Origin of the sequence: Citrobacter sp. Cb023, assembly GCF_030336805.1 — a bacterium.
Lineage (GTDB): Bacteria > Pseudomonadota > Gammaproteobacteria > Enterobacterales > Enterobacteriaceae > Citrobacter > Citrobacter braakii.
Genome location: NZ_JAOWCV010000038.1, coordinates 1 through 13960, shown reverse-complemented (window position 1 = coordinate 13960; position 13960 = coordinate 1). Strand labels below are relative to the sequence as shown.

10 protein-coding genes and 1 other RNA gene are annotated in these 13960 nt (G+C 53.3%); 6 read left to right on the top strand and 5 right to left on the bottom strand.

Annotated features, from left to right (window positions below; genetic code table 11):
* Positions 1-15: 15 nt before the first annotated feature.
* Together OGW44_RS13635 and OGW44_RS13630 are read right to left on the bottom strand one after the other, a co-directional pair.
* The gene (locus OGW44_RS13635) at positions 16-261 is read right to left on the bottom strand and encodes a DUF1883 domain-containing protein (RefSeq protein ID WP_003833405.1); all 246 of its coding nucleotides are present in this window, start codon (positions 259-261) and stop codon (positions 16-18) included.
* Between the two features lie 262 nt (positions 262-523).
* Positions 524-877 (bottom strand): DsrE/DsrF/TusD sulfur relay family protein, encoded by a 354-nt coding sequence (locus tag OGW44_RS13630; protein ID WP_049042858.1) that lies wholly within the window; start codon positions 875-877, stop codon positions 524-526.
* A gap of 175 nt (positions 878-1052) precedes the next feature.
* Here OGW44_RS13630 and OGW44_RS13625 point away from each other — a divergent pair, with 175 nt between their 5' ends.
* The gene (locus OGW44_RS13625; RefSeq protein WP_185654660.1) at positions 1053-2438 is read left to right on the top strand and encodes a YchO/YchP family invasin; all 1386 of its coding nucleotides are present in this window, start codon (positions 1053-1055) and stop codon (positions 2436-2438) included.
* A 21-nt stretch (positions 2439-2459) separates the two neighbouring features.
* Here the strand turns inward: OGW44_RS13625 and narL are convergent, their stop codons facing one another.
* Both narL and narX read right to left on the bottom strand, forming a co-directional pair.
* On the bottom strand, positions 2460-3110 hold the full coding sequence (narL, locus tag OGW44_RS13620; RefSeq protein ID WP_003020756.1) for a two-component system response regulator NarL: 651 nt from the start codon (positions 3108-3110) through the stop codon (positions 2460-2462).
* Positions 3103-4899: a nitrate/nitrite two-component system sensor histidine kinase NarX gene (narX, locus tag OGW44_RS13615; RefSeq protein ID WP_016156734.1), complete on the bottom strand. Its 1797-nt coding sequence runs from the start codon at positions 4897-4899 to the stop codon at positions 3103-3105. The genes narL and narX overlap by 8 nt, the downstream gene beginning before the upstream one ends.
* A 340-nt stretch (positions 4900-5239) precedes the next feature.
* Here narX and OGW44_RS13610 point away from each other — a divergent pair, with 340 nt between their 5' ends.
* The 5 genes from OGW44_RS13610 to narI all read left to right on the top strand — a co-directional run bounded on the left by OGW44_RS13610 (position 5240) and on the right by narI (position 13690).
* A complete protein-coding gene (locus OGW44_RS13610) occupies positions 5240-6631 on the top strand; it encodes a NarK family nitrate/nitrite MFS transporter (RefSeq protein ID WP_016153284.1) in 1392 nt (463 codons plus the stop codon).
* Positions 6632-7027: 396 nt separating this feature from the next.
* Entirely contained in the window at positions 7028-10771 is a 3744-nt protein-coding gene (locus OGW44_RS13605) for a nitrate reductase subunit alpha (RefSeq protein ID WP_016156733.1), read from the top strand.
* On the top strand, positions 10768-12306 hold the full coding sequence (gene narH / locus OGW44_RS13600) for a nitrate reductase subunit beta (protein WP_185654659.1): 1539 nt from the start codon (positions 10768-10770) through the stop codon (positions 12304-12306). Before OGW44_RS13605 ends, narH begins: the two co-directional genes overlap by 4 nt.
* Positions 12303-13013, top strand: coding sequence for a nitrate reductase molybdenum cofactor assembly chaperone (gene narJ / locus OGW44_RS13595; protein ID WP_049042853.1), 711 nt, complete (start codon positions 12303-12305; stop codon positions 13011-13013). Before narH ends, narJ begins: the two co-directional genes overlap by 4 nt.
* Positions 13013-13690, top strand: coding sequence for a respiratory nitrate reductase subunit gamma (gene narI, locus OGW44_RS13590; protein WP_185654658.1), 678 nt, complete (start codon positions 13013-13015; stop codon positions 13688-13690). The genes narJ and narI overlap by 1 nt, the downstream gene beginning before the upstream one ends.
* A gap of 154 nt (positions 13691-13844) precedes the next feature.
* Here narI and OGW44_RS13585 read toward each other — a convergent pair.
* A non-coding RNA gene (locus OGW44_RS13585) (RtT sRNA) lies at positions 13845-13960 on the bottom strand; the annotation flags it as partial.

The following is a 13960-nucleotide window of genomic DNA, read 5'->3' as shown; positions in this document are numbered from 1 at the left end:
TCGGGCATGTCACGCTTAGGCTGCAATATAACTTATCGAATGCTCAAGCGACTGACTGTGGCTGTCGATCAGCACGTTCCAGACGCCGGTATAGGGCACGGTCAACCATGCGTTATCACGATCCTGCACGCTTAAGATGTCGGACTGCGTGTCTTTGACGTGATTTTTTTCGCTCATCAGGTGGATGTGACAGCGCTCGGAACAGCGCACAACCACCGTATCGCCACCAAATAACTTTAAACTTGCCTTCACTAATGCCATTTTTCACCCCGTTCTTGAAAACAACGTACTTTCTGTCGAAAGTGCTGCGTGATGTTGTTCACATTTCACTCATTGCATAACACCAAAGGGGGAGCAACAGGATGCTGATTTTGATCAAAAAATGGCATAACGATTAAACAAAAGTGACAAAATACCTCAAAAGGGTTGAACGGGCGTGCTAACGTTCAACGAAACCGCGCCCATCAAATATTAAATCCGGAAATTATCGACACTTTCAGTGCGCTTGCCTGAAAACGGTGTATCAGAAGGTCAACACTTTATCTGCAGCCAGCGTCCATTGAGCCAGTTCTACCAGCGTGCCGACGGCCACTCCATCAATTAACGGCAGCGCCGTGATCCCACGACCATCGGTGCAGGTTTTGCATAGTTTTACCGGAACATTTTGCGCTGTCAGGATCTCCAGCATTTGCTGAATATTGTAGCCTTCCGCGGGTTTCTGACCACGTAATCCTGCGGTTACGGCATCAGACATTAAAAACAGACGCAGGTCGAGAGCGGCTTCTTGTTCGCGCAGGGCGATAGCCAGACGCAGGCTGTTAAATAACGATTCGCTTCCATAAGCCGCTCCGTTCGCGACGATCACTATCTTTTGCATTTTTACTCCTGTTACTGCATGTGAGCGTTAATAACCGACACGTATGTTACACCTATTTCTCAATGCCAGGATAATGCCGAAAAAAGGGGGAGGGGCTGAAAATCAACGCTGAAAACGTTATGGTTTAAGATAAGTATGCCACTGTGGCTAATTGATGTAAGAAACCACTAACGATTTGAGCCGTATTATCTGTTCTTCTCTTGCTGTATTCGCACTCTTGCCGCTGGCAGGCGGTACTGCTAACGCGCAGTCGTCCTTTGTGCACCAGGCTGAAAACCCTTTCGATAACAATAGTGATGGCTTGCCCGATCTTGGTATGGCCCCGGAGTCGCGGGCAGGCGAAAAGCATTTTGCCGAAATGGTCAAAGCGTTTGGTGAAGCCAGCATGACTGATAACGGGCTTGATACCGGTGAACAGGCGAAGCAGTTCGCGTTTGGCCAGGTGCGAGATACGGTCAGCGAACAGGTGAATCAGCAACTGGAATCCTGGCTTTCTCCCTGGGGAAACGCCAGCATCGGGTTGCAGGTGGATAACGAAGGCAGTTTTACCGGGAGTCGGGGAAGCTGGTTTGTGCCGTGGCAGGACAATCAACGTTATCTTACCTGGAGCCAGCTAGGAGTGACGCAACAGGACGACGGCTTAGTCAGTAATGCGGGGATTGGGCAACGTTGGGTACGCGACGGTTGGTTACTGGGTTACAACACCTTTTATGACAACTTACTGGATGAAAATCTGCCCCGCGGAGGCCTCGGCGCAGAGGCGTGGGGCGAATATTTGCGCTTATCCGCTAACTATTATCAACCGTTGTCTTCCTGGCAGGATCGTTTTGCAACCCAGCAACAACGGATGGCCCGCGGCTACGATCTGACCGCGCAAATGCGGATGCCGTTCTATCAACACCTCAATACCAGCGTCAGCGTGGAACAGTATTTTGGCGACCGGGTGGATCTATTTCATTCGGGAACCGGGTATCACAATCCGCTGGCGGTGAACCTCGGGCTGAGCTATACACCGGTGCCGCTAATCACGGTGACAGCGCAGCATAAGCAGGGGGAAAGCGGCATCAGCCAGAATAACCTCGGCTTAACCCTTAGTTACCGTTTTGGCGTGCCGTTAAAAAAACAGTTGATGGTCAGTGAGGTGGCGAACAGCCGTTCACTGCGCGGCAGTCGTTATGACGATCCGCAGCGTAACAATTTGCCGACGCTGGAGTATCGCCAGCGTAAAACGCTGTCGGTATTTTTGGCCACGCCGCCCTGGGATCTCAAACCGGGAGAGACGGTGGCGCTGAAGCTGCAGGTGCGTAGTTTGCATGGGATCCGCCACCTGACGTGGCAGGGCGATACTCAGGCGTTGAGCTTAACGGCTGGCAGCAATAACCGAAGCGCGCAGGGCTGGACGATTATTATGCCGAAGTGGGACAGCAGAGAAGGTGCGACGAACCGCTGGCGGTTGTCTGTGGTGGTAGAAGATGAGCAGGGCCAGCGTGTCTCTTCCAATGAGATCACGCTATCACTGACCGAACCGTTTACTACCGTTTCGGAAAATGATCCTCGTTAACAATGACGCATGCGCGCGTTATCAGAAAATACGTTCCTGGTGCACCCATACCGCGGCTTCAACACGTGATTTGAGCTTCATTTTCTTCAGCATATGCTTCACGTGAACTTTTACCGTGCTTTCGGTGATGTCCAGGCGGCGAGCGATCATCTTGTTAGGCAGGCCCTGGGCGATGAGCTTAAGAATATCGCGTTCGCGCGGCGTCAGTTGAGTAACATCACGGTCGGACGTTGCACGATTGGCGCGTAGGCTGGCGGCCAGAACCGGCGTTAAGGCTTCGCTCAGCACCATTTCACCGGCAGCCGCTTGCTGCAATGCTTTCAGCAAATCTTCCGGCTCCATATCTTTCAGTAGATAACCGTCGGCACCGCGCTTCAGTGCAGTAACCACGTCTTCTTCATGGTTGGATACGCTAAACACGACGATACGGCCTGACAGTGATTTCTCACGCAGCTTGTCGAGTGTTTCCAGACCGTTCATGCCGGGCATGTTGAGATCAAGAAGGATCAGATCGGGATCAAGGGATTCTGCCAGCTCGATACCCTGCTCACCATTGCTGGCTTCGCCGACAACGGTGATATCGGGCGCCATGCTGACAAGCTGTTTTACACCGGTTCGCAGCATCGGATGATCGTCGATCAACAGGATGGTTGCCGGTTCCAGATTACTCATGGGTATCTCCTTGGACTTCTGTGAAGTTTGTTTCGGGAATAAAAGTGACAGCAACTTCAGTACCGCCTGTCTCGCGACGGCGTACACGGCAATCGCCGCGCAAGCTCTGCGCACGGTCGCGCATGATTATCATGCCGTAGTGGTTACTGCGTTCGGCGTTTTCCGGTACGCCGCAGCCGTTATCTTGCACTGTTAGTTTGACCTGTTTACCATTTTGCACCACCGTCACGACTACTTCATCGGCCTGAGAGTGTTTGAGGGCGTTGCTCAGGGCTTCGCGCGCAATTTGTAGCAGGTGAATCGCCTGATGCGAAGGGACCAGACGCGGTGGCAACTGATAATCCAGCTTAACCGTAAAACCAAAACGCGCGCTGTATTCCTGACAGCTGGCTTCCAGCGCCGGTCTTAATCCAGGTTCCGTCAGCTGTAAACGGAAGGTCGTTAACAGCTCGCGCAGTTGCGCCCAGGAGGCGTTCAACTCGTTACGAATCTGACTGAGCAGCTCGCGGCAGTTATCTGAAAGCGCATCGCCCTGCATCTGCAAACAGCTCACCTGCATCTTCATACAGGAGAGCGATTGTGCAATAGAATCATGAAGTTCGCGCGCAATGGTGGCACGCTCTTCCATCACGATCAACTGCTGCTGACGCTCCTGATGCCTGTCGAGTGCAAGCGTTGCGGTCAGTTGCTCAACCAGGGTATCAACCAGTTGCTGCTGATCGTGGCTGAGATGGCGTCCGTACGGCAAAGTCGCGAGCAGGATACCATACTGGGTATGGGCATCGGTTAGCCGCCATTTCAGTGTGATACCGCCGTCAATGGCGGGTAGCGTACCGCGCGGACACAAATGGCAGCCTTTCTCATCACAGCTGACATTGGACTGGCAGGTAAATTCCTGATGATTATCTTCATCTTCCAGGTCATAGACCCGCAGTTCAATATCATGCAGCAGGGTCAAATTTTGCAGACCGTTCAGTACCGGAGAGAGGCGTTCGCACAACGGCACCTGAGAGTGCAGACGGCGGTTGGCTTGCCACAGGAAAGAGAGGATCTGATTTTTGTGCTCCAGACCCGCCGTTTTCTCCTGTACCCGCTGTTCCAGCACCGCGTAACTTTCGGCCAGTTCTTCCGACATATTATTCAGCGCCGAACCCAGCGCTGCCATCTCATTACGTCCACTGATATGTGCGCGTTGGGTAAAATCACGTTGACTGACGGCTCGCGCCATCGCCAGCAGTTGTTTCCACGGCTGTAACAGGCGCACGCGCAGCCAGATAATGGTGAAGACCAGCAGCAACGCCATAAATACGGCCATCAGGCGATGCAGCAGAACGACGCGTTCAATGCGTAATTCGGTGGTATGGTCAAAGGCGGTGACCAGCTTATCCAGTCCGCCCACAAAGCGCCTGACATCCTGCGCTACCGCATCGGGCGTTTGCGCATGCGCAAGCCCCGGTGCCAGTTTGGTGTGCCAGTAATCCTGTAAGGCTTTTAACTGCGCCTGTTGTCCGTCACGCTGCGCGGCACGCGTCAATTCCGGGCTAAACGCCGTTTGCTCCATTTCATCCAGCAATGGTTGATCGTTGGCGTCCAGCGGTATGGCCGCCAACAGGCGATAGCTTTGCATGCGCAGCGATCCCGCTTTGTTGATTGCATGCGCGCTACCCTGAACGCCCTGAACCAGCCAGCCAGAGACTGCCATACCCGCCACGCCGATGGCAGTAGACAATAAAACAATCAGCGCCACCTGGTTGACCAGCGTAAGCGGGGAAAGACAACGTTTAAACATGGTGACTTGTTCCTTCGGGTTTTCGTAAAACCGAAAACCTTATTGAATGACGATTCTGCTGCAGGCAGTGGCGTTATTCTCGGCGATACACTGGAGTATACCCATACCTCAAATGGGCTACCCCTTAATTGCCGCCAGAGGGAGAGATCCTAAACGAGGGGGAGTAGGGGACGACAGAAGCGTGAAAAACCACATCTTTTTTACCGAAGTTATGTACTCATTTAGGATGATGATAAATTTCAGGCATCAATAATGACACCTTTTCCTTTGATTTATATCAACTTACCTCCAGCTGTAAACCCTAATGTGGCAGGCATCGAAACAAGTATCAGAGGTGTCTATGAGTCACTCATCTGCCCCGGAAAGGGCATCTGGAGCTGTAATTACCGAATGGCGGCCGGAAGATCCCGCCTTCTGGCAGCAGCGTGGTCATCGAATCGCCAGCCGTAACCTGTGGATTTCCGTCCCTTGCTTGCTGCTGGCGTTTTGCGTGTGGATGTTATTTAGCGCCGTGGCGGTGAACTTACCGAAAGTCGGATTTGATTTCACCACTGAACAACTGTTCATGCTGACGGCATTACCTTCGGTGTCCGGCGCGCTGCTGCGTGTACCGTACTCCTTTATGGTCCCCCTGTTTGGTGGACGTCGCTGGACGGCGTTCAGCACCGGTATCCTGATCATTCCTTGCGTATGGTTAGGTTTTGCGGTGCAGGATACCTCCACGCCATTTAGTACCTTTATCATTATCTCGCTGTTGTGCGGTTTTGCCGGTGCGAACTTTGCCTCCAGCATGGCAAACATCAGCTTCTTCTTTCCAAAACAGAAACAGGGCGGCGCGCTGGGTCTGAACGGTGGTTTGGGTAACATGGGCGTCAGCGTGATGCAGTTGGTCGCTCCGCTGGTGGTTTCACTGTCAATCTTTGCCGCATTTGGCAGCCAGGGTGTTGAACAACCGGATGGTACGCAACTGTATCTGGCAAACGCCGCATGGATTTGGGTCCCGTTCCTGGCTGTATTAACGCTGGCCGCATGGTTTGGTATGAATGAACTGGCAACCTCAAAAGCTTCGCTGAAAGAGCAACTGCCGGTGCTGAAACGCGGGCACCTGTGGATTATGAGCCTGCTGTATCTGGCAACCTTCGGTTCATTTATCGGTTTCTCTGCCGGTTTCGCGATGCTGTCAAAAACGCAGTTTCCTGAGGTACAGATCCTGCATTACGCCTTCTTTGGACCGTTAATTGGCGCTCTGGCTCGTTCAGCAGGCGGCGCAATCTCTGACCGGCTGGGGGGGACCCGCGTAACGCTGGTGAACTTCGTGCTGATGGCTATTTTCAGTGCCTTACTGTTCCTGACGCTGCCATCAAACGGTGTCGGTGGCAACTTTATCGCCTTCTTTGCGGTGTTCCTGGCGCTGTTCCTGACGGCTGGTCTGGGGAGTGGTTCAACCTTCCAGATGATCTCCGTTATCTTTCGCAAGCTGACGATGGACAGAGTGAAAGCTGAAGGCGGTTCAGAAGAGAAAGCGATGCGCGAGGCGGCGACCGACACCGCGGCGGCGCTGGGCTTTATCTCAGCTATTGGTGCGATCGGCGGCTTCTTTATCCCGAAAGCATTCGGTACGTCCCTGGCATTAACTGGCTCTCCGGTCGATGCGATGAAAGTATTCCTGATCTTCTATGTCGCCTGTGTGGTTATCACCTGGGCGGTGTACGGACGTCATTCTAAAAAGTAAAAAAAGTAGTAACTGTTGATTATCCATTGCGCGGTGTTAGACCGCGCTTTTTTTTGCCCGCCATTAGTTACAACATACTTTTATATTGTGACGCGACAACAGCCTGTTAGAACGGTGCTCGTAATATGCTAAACAGGGGGGATACCCCTTAATACCCACTTATAAAGAATTTAACATTTGTATGATAAGTGAGTTTAAAAAAATCAATAAAATTCAATATGTTGATTGATTTATCGATATCCCCCTAAGGGGGTATGTGAAAATCGACCCTTAATTTTCATCCCTGCCTGCCTTGATCGTTATCAATTCTCACGCCCTTTCAGAGCGTTACCTTCGCTCTCAATCAAGCAATGTCGATTTATCAGAGAGCCGTCAGGCTCCTACAGGAGAAAACCGATGAGTAAATTCCTGGACCGGTTTCGCTACTTCAAGCAGAAGGGCGAAACCTTTGCCGATGGGCACGGCCAGCTTCTCAATACCAACAGGGACTGGGAGGATGGATACCGCCAGCGTTGGCAGCATGACAAAATCGTGCGTTCAACCCACGGTGTAAACTGCACCGGCTCATGCAGCTGGAAAATCTATGTGAAAAATGGTCTGGTGACCTGGGAAACCCAGCAAACTGACTACCCACGCACTCGTCCAGATATGCCCAACCACGAGCCTCGCGGCTGCCCGCGTGGTGCAAGCTATTCATGGTATCTCTACAGCGCTAACCGTCTGAAATACCCGCTGATGCGCAAACGTCTGATGAAGATGTGGCGTGAAGCAAAAAGACTGCACAGCGATCCGGTAGATGCATGGGCATCCATTATCGAAGACGCCGATAAAGCAAAAAGCTTCAAACAAGCGCGTGGTCGTGGTGGATTCGTTCGTTCTTCCTGGCAGGAAGTGAATGAGCTGATTGCCGCATCTAACGTTTACACCATCAAAACCTATGGTCCTGACCGCGTCGCAGGCTTCTCGCCAATCCCGGCGATGTCGATGGTTTCTTATGCGTCCGGCGCACGTTATATGTCGCTGATTGGCGGGACCTGCCTGAGCTTCTATGACTGGTACTGTGACCTGCCGCCAGCTTCCCCGCAGACCTGGGGCGAGCAGACCGACGTACCGGAATCTGCCGACTGGTATAACTCCAGCTACATTCTGGCATGGGGCTCTAACGTACCGCAGACCCGTACCCCGGATGCGCACTTCTTTACTGAAGTTCGTTATAAAGGCACCAAAACAGTAGCAATTACCCCGGACTACGCAGAAATCGCCAAACTGTGCGACCTGTGGCTGGCTCCGAAGCAGGGAACCGATGCGGCGATGGCAATGGCGATGGGTCATGTCATGCTGCGCGAGTTCCACCTCGATAACCCGAGCCAATATTTCACCGACTACGTACGTCGTTATACCGACATGCCAATGCTGGTGATGCTCGAAGAGCGCGACGGCTACTATGCTGCTGGTCGTATGCTGCGTGCTGCGGATCTGGTTGACTCTCTGGGCCAGGAAAATAACCCGGAATGGAAAACTGTCGCTTTCAACAGCAACGGCGAAATGGTTGCGCCGAACGGTTCAATTGGTTTCCGTTGGGGCGAAAAAGGCAAATGGAACCTTGAGCAGCGCGATGGCACATCCGGTGATGAAACCGAACTGCAGCTCAGCCTGCTGGGTAGCCAGGATGATATCGCTGAAGTGGGCTTCCCGTACTTTGGCGGCGAAGGCACCGAGCACTTCAGTAAAGTCGAACTGGAAAACATTCTGCTGCATAAATTGCCCGTTAAACGCCTGCAACTGGCCGATGGATCTACGGCGCTGGTGACCACCGTTTACGATCTGACTATGGCCAACTACGGCCTGGAACGTGGTCTGAACGATGAAAACTGCGCGACCAGCTACGATGATGTGAAAGCGTACACGCCAGCGTGGGCAGAAAAAATTACAGGCGTATCACGTTCTCAGATTGTACGCATCGCCCGTGAATTTGCGGATAACGCAGATAAAACGCACGGTCGTTCGATGATTATCGTCGGCGCCGGTTTGAACCACTGGTACCACCTCGATATGAACTATCGTGGCCTGATCAATATGCTGGTGTTCTGTGGCTGTATCGGCCAGAGCGGCGGCGGCTGGGCCCACTACGTAGGGCAGGAAAAACTGCGTCCGCAAACCGGCTGGCAGCCGCTGGCGTTTGCGCTTGACTGGCAGCGTCCGCCTCGTCATATGAACAGCACCTCCTACTTCTATAACCACTCCAGCCAATGGCGCTATGAGACGGTGACTGCGCAGGAACTGCTGTCCCCGATGGCAGACAAATCCCGCTATAGCGGTCATTTGATTGACTTTAACGTTCGCGCTGAACGTATGGGCTGGTTACCGTCGGCGCCGCAGTTAGGGACTAACCCGCTGTATATCGCGAAAGAAGCGCAGAAAGCAGGTATGACGCCGGTGGACTACACCGTTAAATCCCTGAAAGAAGGTTCTATTCGCTTTGCGGCAGAGCAGCCGGAAAACGGTAAAAACCATCCGCGTAACCTGTTTATCTGGCGTTCAAACCTGCTCGGTTCTTCCGGTAAAGGCCACGAGTACATGCTCAAGTATCTGCTGGGTACTGAACATGGTATTCAGGGCAAAGATCTCGGCCAGCAGAGCGGCGTGAAGCCAGAAGAAGTGGAATGGCAGGATAACGGACTGGACGGCAAACTGGATCTGGTCGTTACGCTGGACTTCCGCCTGTCGAGTACCTGTCTGTATTCCGATATCGTGCTGCCGACCGCTACCTGGTATGAAAAAGACGACATGAATACCTCGGATATGCATCCGTTTATTCATCCTCTGTCTGCGGCCGTTGACCCGGCCTGGGAATCGAAGAGCGACTGGGAAATCTATAAAGCCATCGCCAAGAAATTCTCTGAAGTTTGTGTGGGCCACCTCGGTAAAGAAACCGACGTCGTTACGCTGCCGATACAGCACGACTCCGCCGCTGAACTGGCGCAGCCGCTGGACGTGAAGGACTGGAAAAAAGGGGAATGCGACCTGATTCCAGGTGTTACGGCGCCGCACATCATGACCGTTGAGCGTGATTATCCGGCAACGTACGAGCGTTTCACCTCCATCGGTCCATTGATGGAAAAAATCGGTAACGGCGGTAAAGGGATTGCCTGGAACACCCAGAGCGAAATGGATCTGCTGCGTAAGCTCAACTACACCAAGGCTGACGGTCCGGCGAAAGGCCAACCGATGCTGGATACCGCCATTGATGCTGCTGAGATGATCCTGACGCTGGCTCCGGAAACTAACGGTCAGGTTGCCGTTAAAGCCTGGGCGGCGCTGAGTGAATTTACTGGTCGTGACCATACGCATCTGGCGCTGAATAAAGAAGACGAAAAAATTCGTTTCCGTGACATCCAGGCGCAGCCGCGCAAAATTATCTCCAGTCCGACCTGGTCAGGTCTGGAAGATGAACATGTGTCTTATAACGCCGGTTATACCAACGTTCATGAGCTGATCCCATGGCGTACGCTATCTGGTCGCCAGCAGTTGTATCAGGATCACCAGTGGATGCGTGACTTCGGTGAGAGCCTGCTGGTGTATCGTCCGCCAATCGACACCCGTTCGGTGAAAGCGGTGATCGGCGAGAAATCTAACGGTAACCCGGAAAAAGCGCTCAACTTCCTGACGCCGCACCAGAAATGGGGTATCCACTCCACCTACAGCGACAACCTGCTGATGCTGACGCTGTCTCGCGGTGGTCCGATTGTGTGGATGAGTGAAGTTGATGCGAAGGATCTGGGTATCGAAGATAACGACTGGATCGAAGTCTTCAACAGCAACGGGGCGCTGACGGCGCGTGCAGTTGTCAGCCAGCGTGTGCCGGCCGGGATGACCATGATGTACCACGCGCAGGAACGTATCGTTAACCTGCCGGGTTCTGAAATCACCCAGCAGCGCGGCGGGATCCACAACTCGGTAACCCGTATTACGCCGAAACCAACTCACATGATCGGTGGTTATGCGCAACTGGCATACGGCTTTAACTACTACGGTACCGTCGGTTCAAACCGCGATGAGTTCGTAGTTGTACGTAAGATGAAGAACATTAACTGGTTGGATGGCGAAGGCAATGACCAGGTACAGGAGAGCGTAAAATGAAAATTCGTTCACAAGTCGGCATGGTGCTGAATCTCGATAAGTGCATCGGCTGCCACACCTGTTCAGTGACCTGCAAAAACGTCTGGACCAGCCGTGAAGGTATGGAGTACGCCTGGTTCAATAACGTCGAAAGTAAGCCTGGCGTTGGCTTCCCGAACGACTGGGAAAACCAGGAAAAATGGAAGGGCGGTTGGATCCGTAAAATCAATGGCAAGCTGCAGCCGCGCATGGGTAACAAAGCACTGCTGCTGGGTAAAATCTTTGCTAACCCGCATCTGCCGGGCATGGATGATTACTATGAGCCGTTTGATTTTGACTACCAAACGTTGCACAACGCCCCAGCAGACAGTAAGGCGCAGCCGATTGCGCGTCCGCGTTCGCTGATCACCGGTCAGCGGATGGATAAAATCACCAGCGGTCCAAACTGGGAAGAAATTCTGGGGGGCGAGTTCGAAAAACGCGCCAAAGACCAGAACTTCGAAAACATGCAGAAGGCGATGTACGGTCAGTTCGAAAATACCTTCATGATGTATCTGCCGCGTTTGTGTGAGCATTGCCTTAACCCGGCGTGCGTGGCGACCTGCCCAAGCGGCGCTATCTACAAGCGTGAAGAAGATGGCATCGTGCTGATCGACCAGGACAAATGCCGCGGCTGGCGTATGTGTATCACTGGCTGCCCGTATAAGAAGATCTACTTCAACTGGAAGAGCGGGAAATCTGAGAAGTGCATTTTCTGCTACCCGCGTATCGAAGCCGGTCAGCCGACCGTTTGTTCCGAAACCTGCGTAGGCCGTATTCGTTACCTCGGCGTACTGCTGTATGACGCAGATGCGATTGAAAGTGCGGCAAGCACGGAGCACGAGAAAGATCTGTATCAGCGTCAACTGGACGTGTTCCTCGATCCGAACGATCCGGCTGTTATTGAACAAGCGCTGAAAGATGGTATTCCGCTGAGCGTCATTGATGCTGCACAGCAGTCGCCGGTTTACAAAATGGCGATGGACTGGAAGCTGGCGCTGCCGCTGCATCCGGAATACCGCACGCTACCGATGGTCTGGTACGTGCCGCCTTTGTCACCGATCCAGTCTGCCGCCGATGCGGGCGAGCTGGGCAGCAACGGTATTCTGCCGGACGTTGACAGTCTGCGTATCCCGGTTCAGTACCTGGCGAACCTGCTGACCGCAGGCGACACTCAGCCGGTACTGTTGGCACTGAAACGTATGCTGGCGATGCGTCACTACAAACGTGCGGAAACCGTTGACGGTAAAGTTGATACCCGTGCGCTGGAAGAGGTGGGCTTAAGCGAAGCGCAGGCACAGGAAATGTATCGTTATCTGGCGATTGCTAACTACGAAGATCGTTTCGTGGTACCGAGCAGCCATCGTGAACTGGCACGTGACGCGTTCCCGGAGAAAAACGGTTGTGGCTTTACCTTCGGTGACGGTTGCCACGGTTCTGATACTAAATTCAATCTGTTCAACAGCCGCCGCATCGACGCTGTCGATGTGACCAGCAAAACGGAGCCGCACCAATGATTGAACTTGTCATTGTTTCGCGTCTGCTCGAGTACCCGGATGCTGCTTTGTGGCAGCATCAGCAGGAACTTTTCGATGCACTCGCGTCATCTGAGAACCTGGATAAAGAGGATGCCCAGACTCTGGGCGTTTTCCTGCGCGATCTCACCGCGCAGGACATGCTGGATGTGCAGGCAAGCTATAGCGAACTGTTTGACCGTGGCCGCGCCACCTCGTTGCTGCTGTTTGAACATGTACACGGCGAGTCCCGCGATCGTGGTCAGGCTATGGTTGACCTGATGGCGCAGTATGAACAGCACGGTCTGCAGCTCGACAGCCGCGAACTTCCCGATCATCTGCCGCTGTATCTGGAATACCTTGCGCAGTTGCCGAAAAGCGAAGCATTAGGGGGGTTACAGGATATTGCGCCGATTCTGGCGCTGCTCAGCGCTCGCTTGCAACAGCGTGAAAGCCGGTATGCGGTGCTGTTCGATCTGCTGTTAAAACTGGCGAATACCGTTATCGACAGCGATAAAGTGGCTGAAAAAATTGCAGATGAAGCGCGTGACGATACCCCACAAGCCCTGGATGCGGTCTGGGAAGAAGAGCAGGTGAAATTCTTCGCCGATCAGGGGTGTGGTGAGTCGGAAATTTCCGCTCACCAGCGTCGTTTTGCCGGGGCTGTTGCGCCGCAGTATCTGAATATCACCACCGGAGGACAGCAATAATGCACTTCCTGAATACGTTCTTCTTTGACATCTATCCGTACATCGCGGGTTCTGTCTTTCTGATTGGCAGTTGGCTGCGTTATGACTATGGGCAATATACCTGGCGCGCGGCTTCCAGTCAGATGCTGGATCGCAAAGGGATGAACCTGGCGTCAAACCTGTTCCACATCGGGATCCTGGGGATTTTTGTCGGGCACTTCCTTGGCATGCTGACACCACACTGGATGTATGAAGCGTGGCTGCCGCTTGAAGTGAAACAAAAGATGGCGATGTTCGCGGGTGGTGCCAGTGGTGTGATGTGTTTGATTGGTGGCGTCCTGCTGCTGAAACGCCGCCTGTTCAGCCCACGTGTGCGGGCGACCACTACCGGAGCGGACATTCTGCTCCTCTCCCTGCTGGTGATCCAGTGTGCGCTGGGCCTGCTGACCATTCCATTCTCCGCCCAGCATATGGACGGCAGCGAGATGATGAAGCTGGTGAACTGGGCGCAGACTGTGGTGACCTTCCAGGGTGGTGCGTCTCAATATCTGGATGGCGTCGCGTTCATTTTCCGTATGCACCTGGTGCTGGGTATGACGCTGTTCCTGTTGTTCCCGTTCTCGCGTCTGGTGCACATCTGGAGCGTTCCGGTCGAATATCTGACGCGCAAATACCAGATTGTTCGTGCGCGTCATTAATCGGTTATCTGTGTAAGACAAAACCCCGCTCCGGCGGGGTTTTTTTACGACTAATTGCCGGATAAGCATAGCGCATCAGGCAAATTGCCGACCCGAATTGGGCTTGATCGAGGGACATTACAGATGGATGGGATGCTGGTGCTTTATGAGGTGATGGTGGTGGGGGAAGGATTACTCAGCGCGGTGCGCCTCGCCCTTCGGGTCGTTGCCTGCGGCAACGCTTTCTCGCTAACGCTCGAATCGAACCTTAGTCGAAGCTTCTCATCCTTC

Excerpts from the sequence above, each read along its gene's own strand:
- OGW44_RS13635 (WP_003833405.1), bottom strand. The coding sequence starts at position 261 with ATGGCATTAGTGAAGGCAAGTTTAAAGTTATTTGGTGGCGATACGGTG.
- OGW44_RS13630 (WP_049042858.1), bottom strand. The coding sequence starts at position 877 with ATGCAAAAGATAGTGATCGTCGCGAACGGAGCGGCTTATGGAAGCGAA.
- narL (WP_003020756.1), bottom strand. The coding sequence starts at position 3,110 with ATGAGTAATCTGGAACCGGCAACCATCCTGTTGATCGACGATCATCCG.
- narX (WP_016156734.1), bottom strand. The coding sequence starts at position 4,899 with ATGTTTAAACGTTGTCTTTCCCCGCTTACGCTGGTCAACCAGGTGGCG.
- OGW44_RS13610 (WP_016153284.1), top strand. The coding sequence starts at position 5,240 with ATGAGTCACTCATCTGCCCCGGAAAGGGCATCTGGAGCTGTAATTACC.
- OGW44_RS13605 (WP_016156733.1), top strand. The coding sequence starts at position 7,028 with ATGAGTAAATTCCTGGACCGGTTTCGCTACTTCAAGCAGAAGGGCGAA.
- narH (WP_185654659.1), top strand. The coding sequence starts at position 10,768 with ATGAAAATTCGTTCACAAGTCGGCATGGTGCTGAATCTCGATAAGTGC.
- narJ (WP_049042853.1), top strand. The coding sequence starts at position 12,303 with ATGATTGAACTTGTCATTGTTTCGCGTCTGCTCGAGTACCCGGATGCT.
- narI (WP_185654658.1), top strand. The coding sequence starts at position 13,013 with ATGCACTTCCTGAATACGTTCTTCTTTGACATCTATCCGTACATCGCG.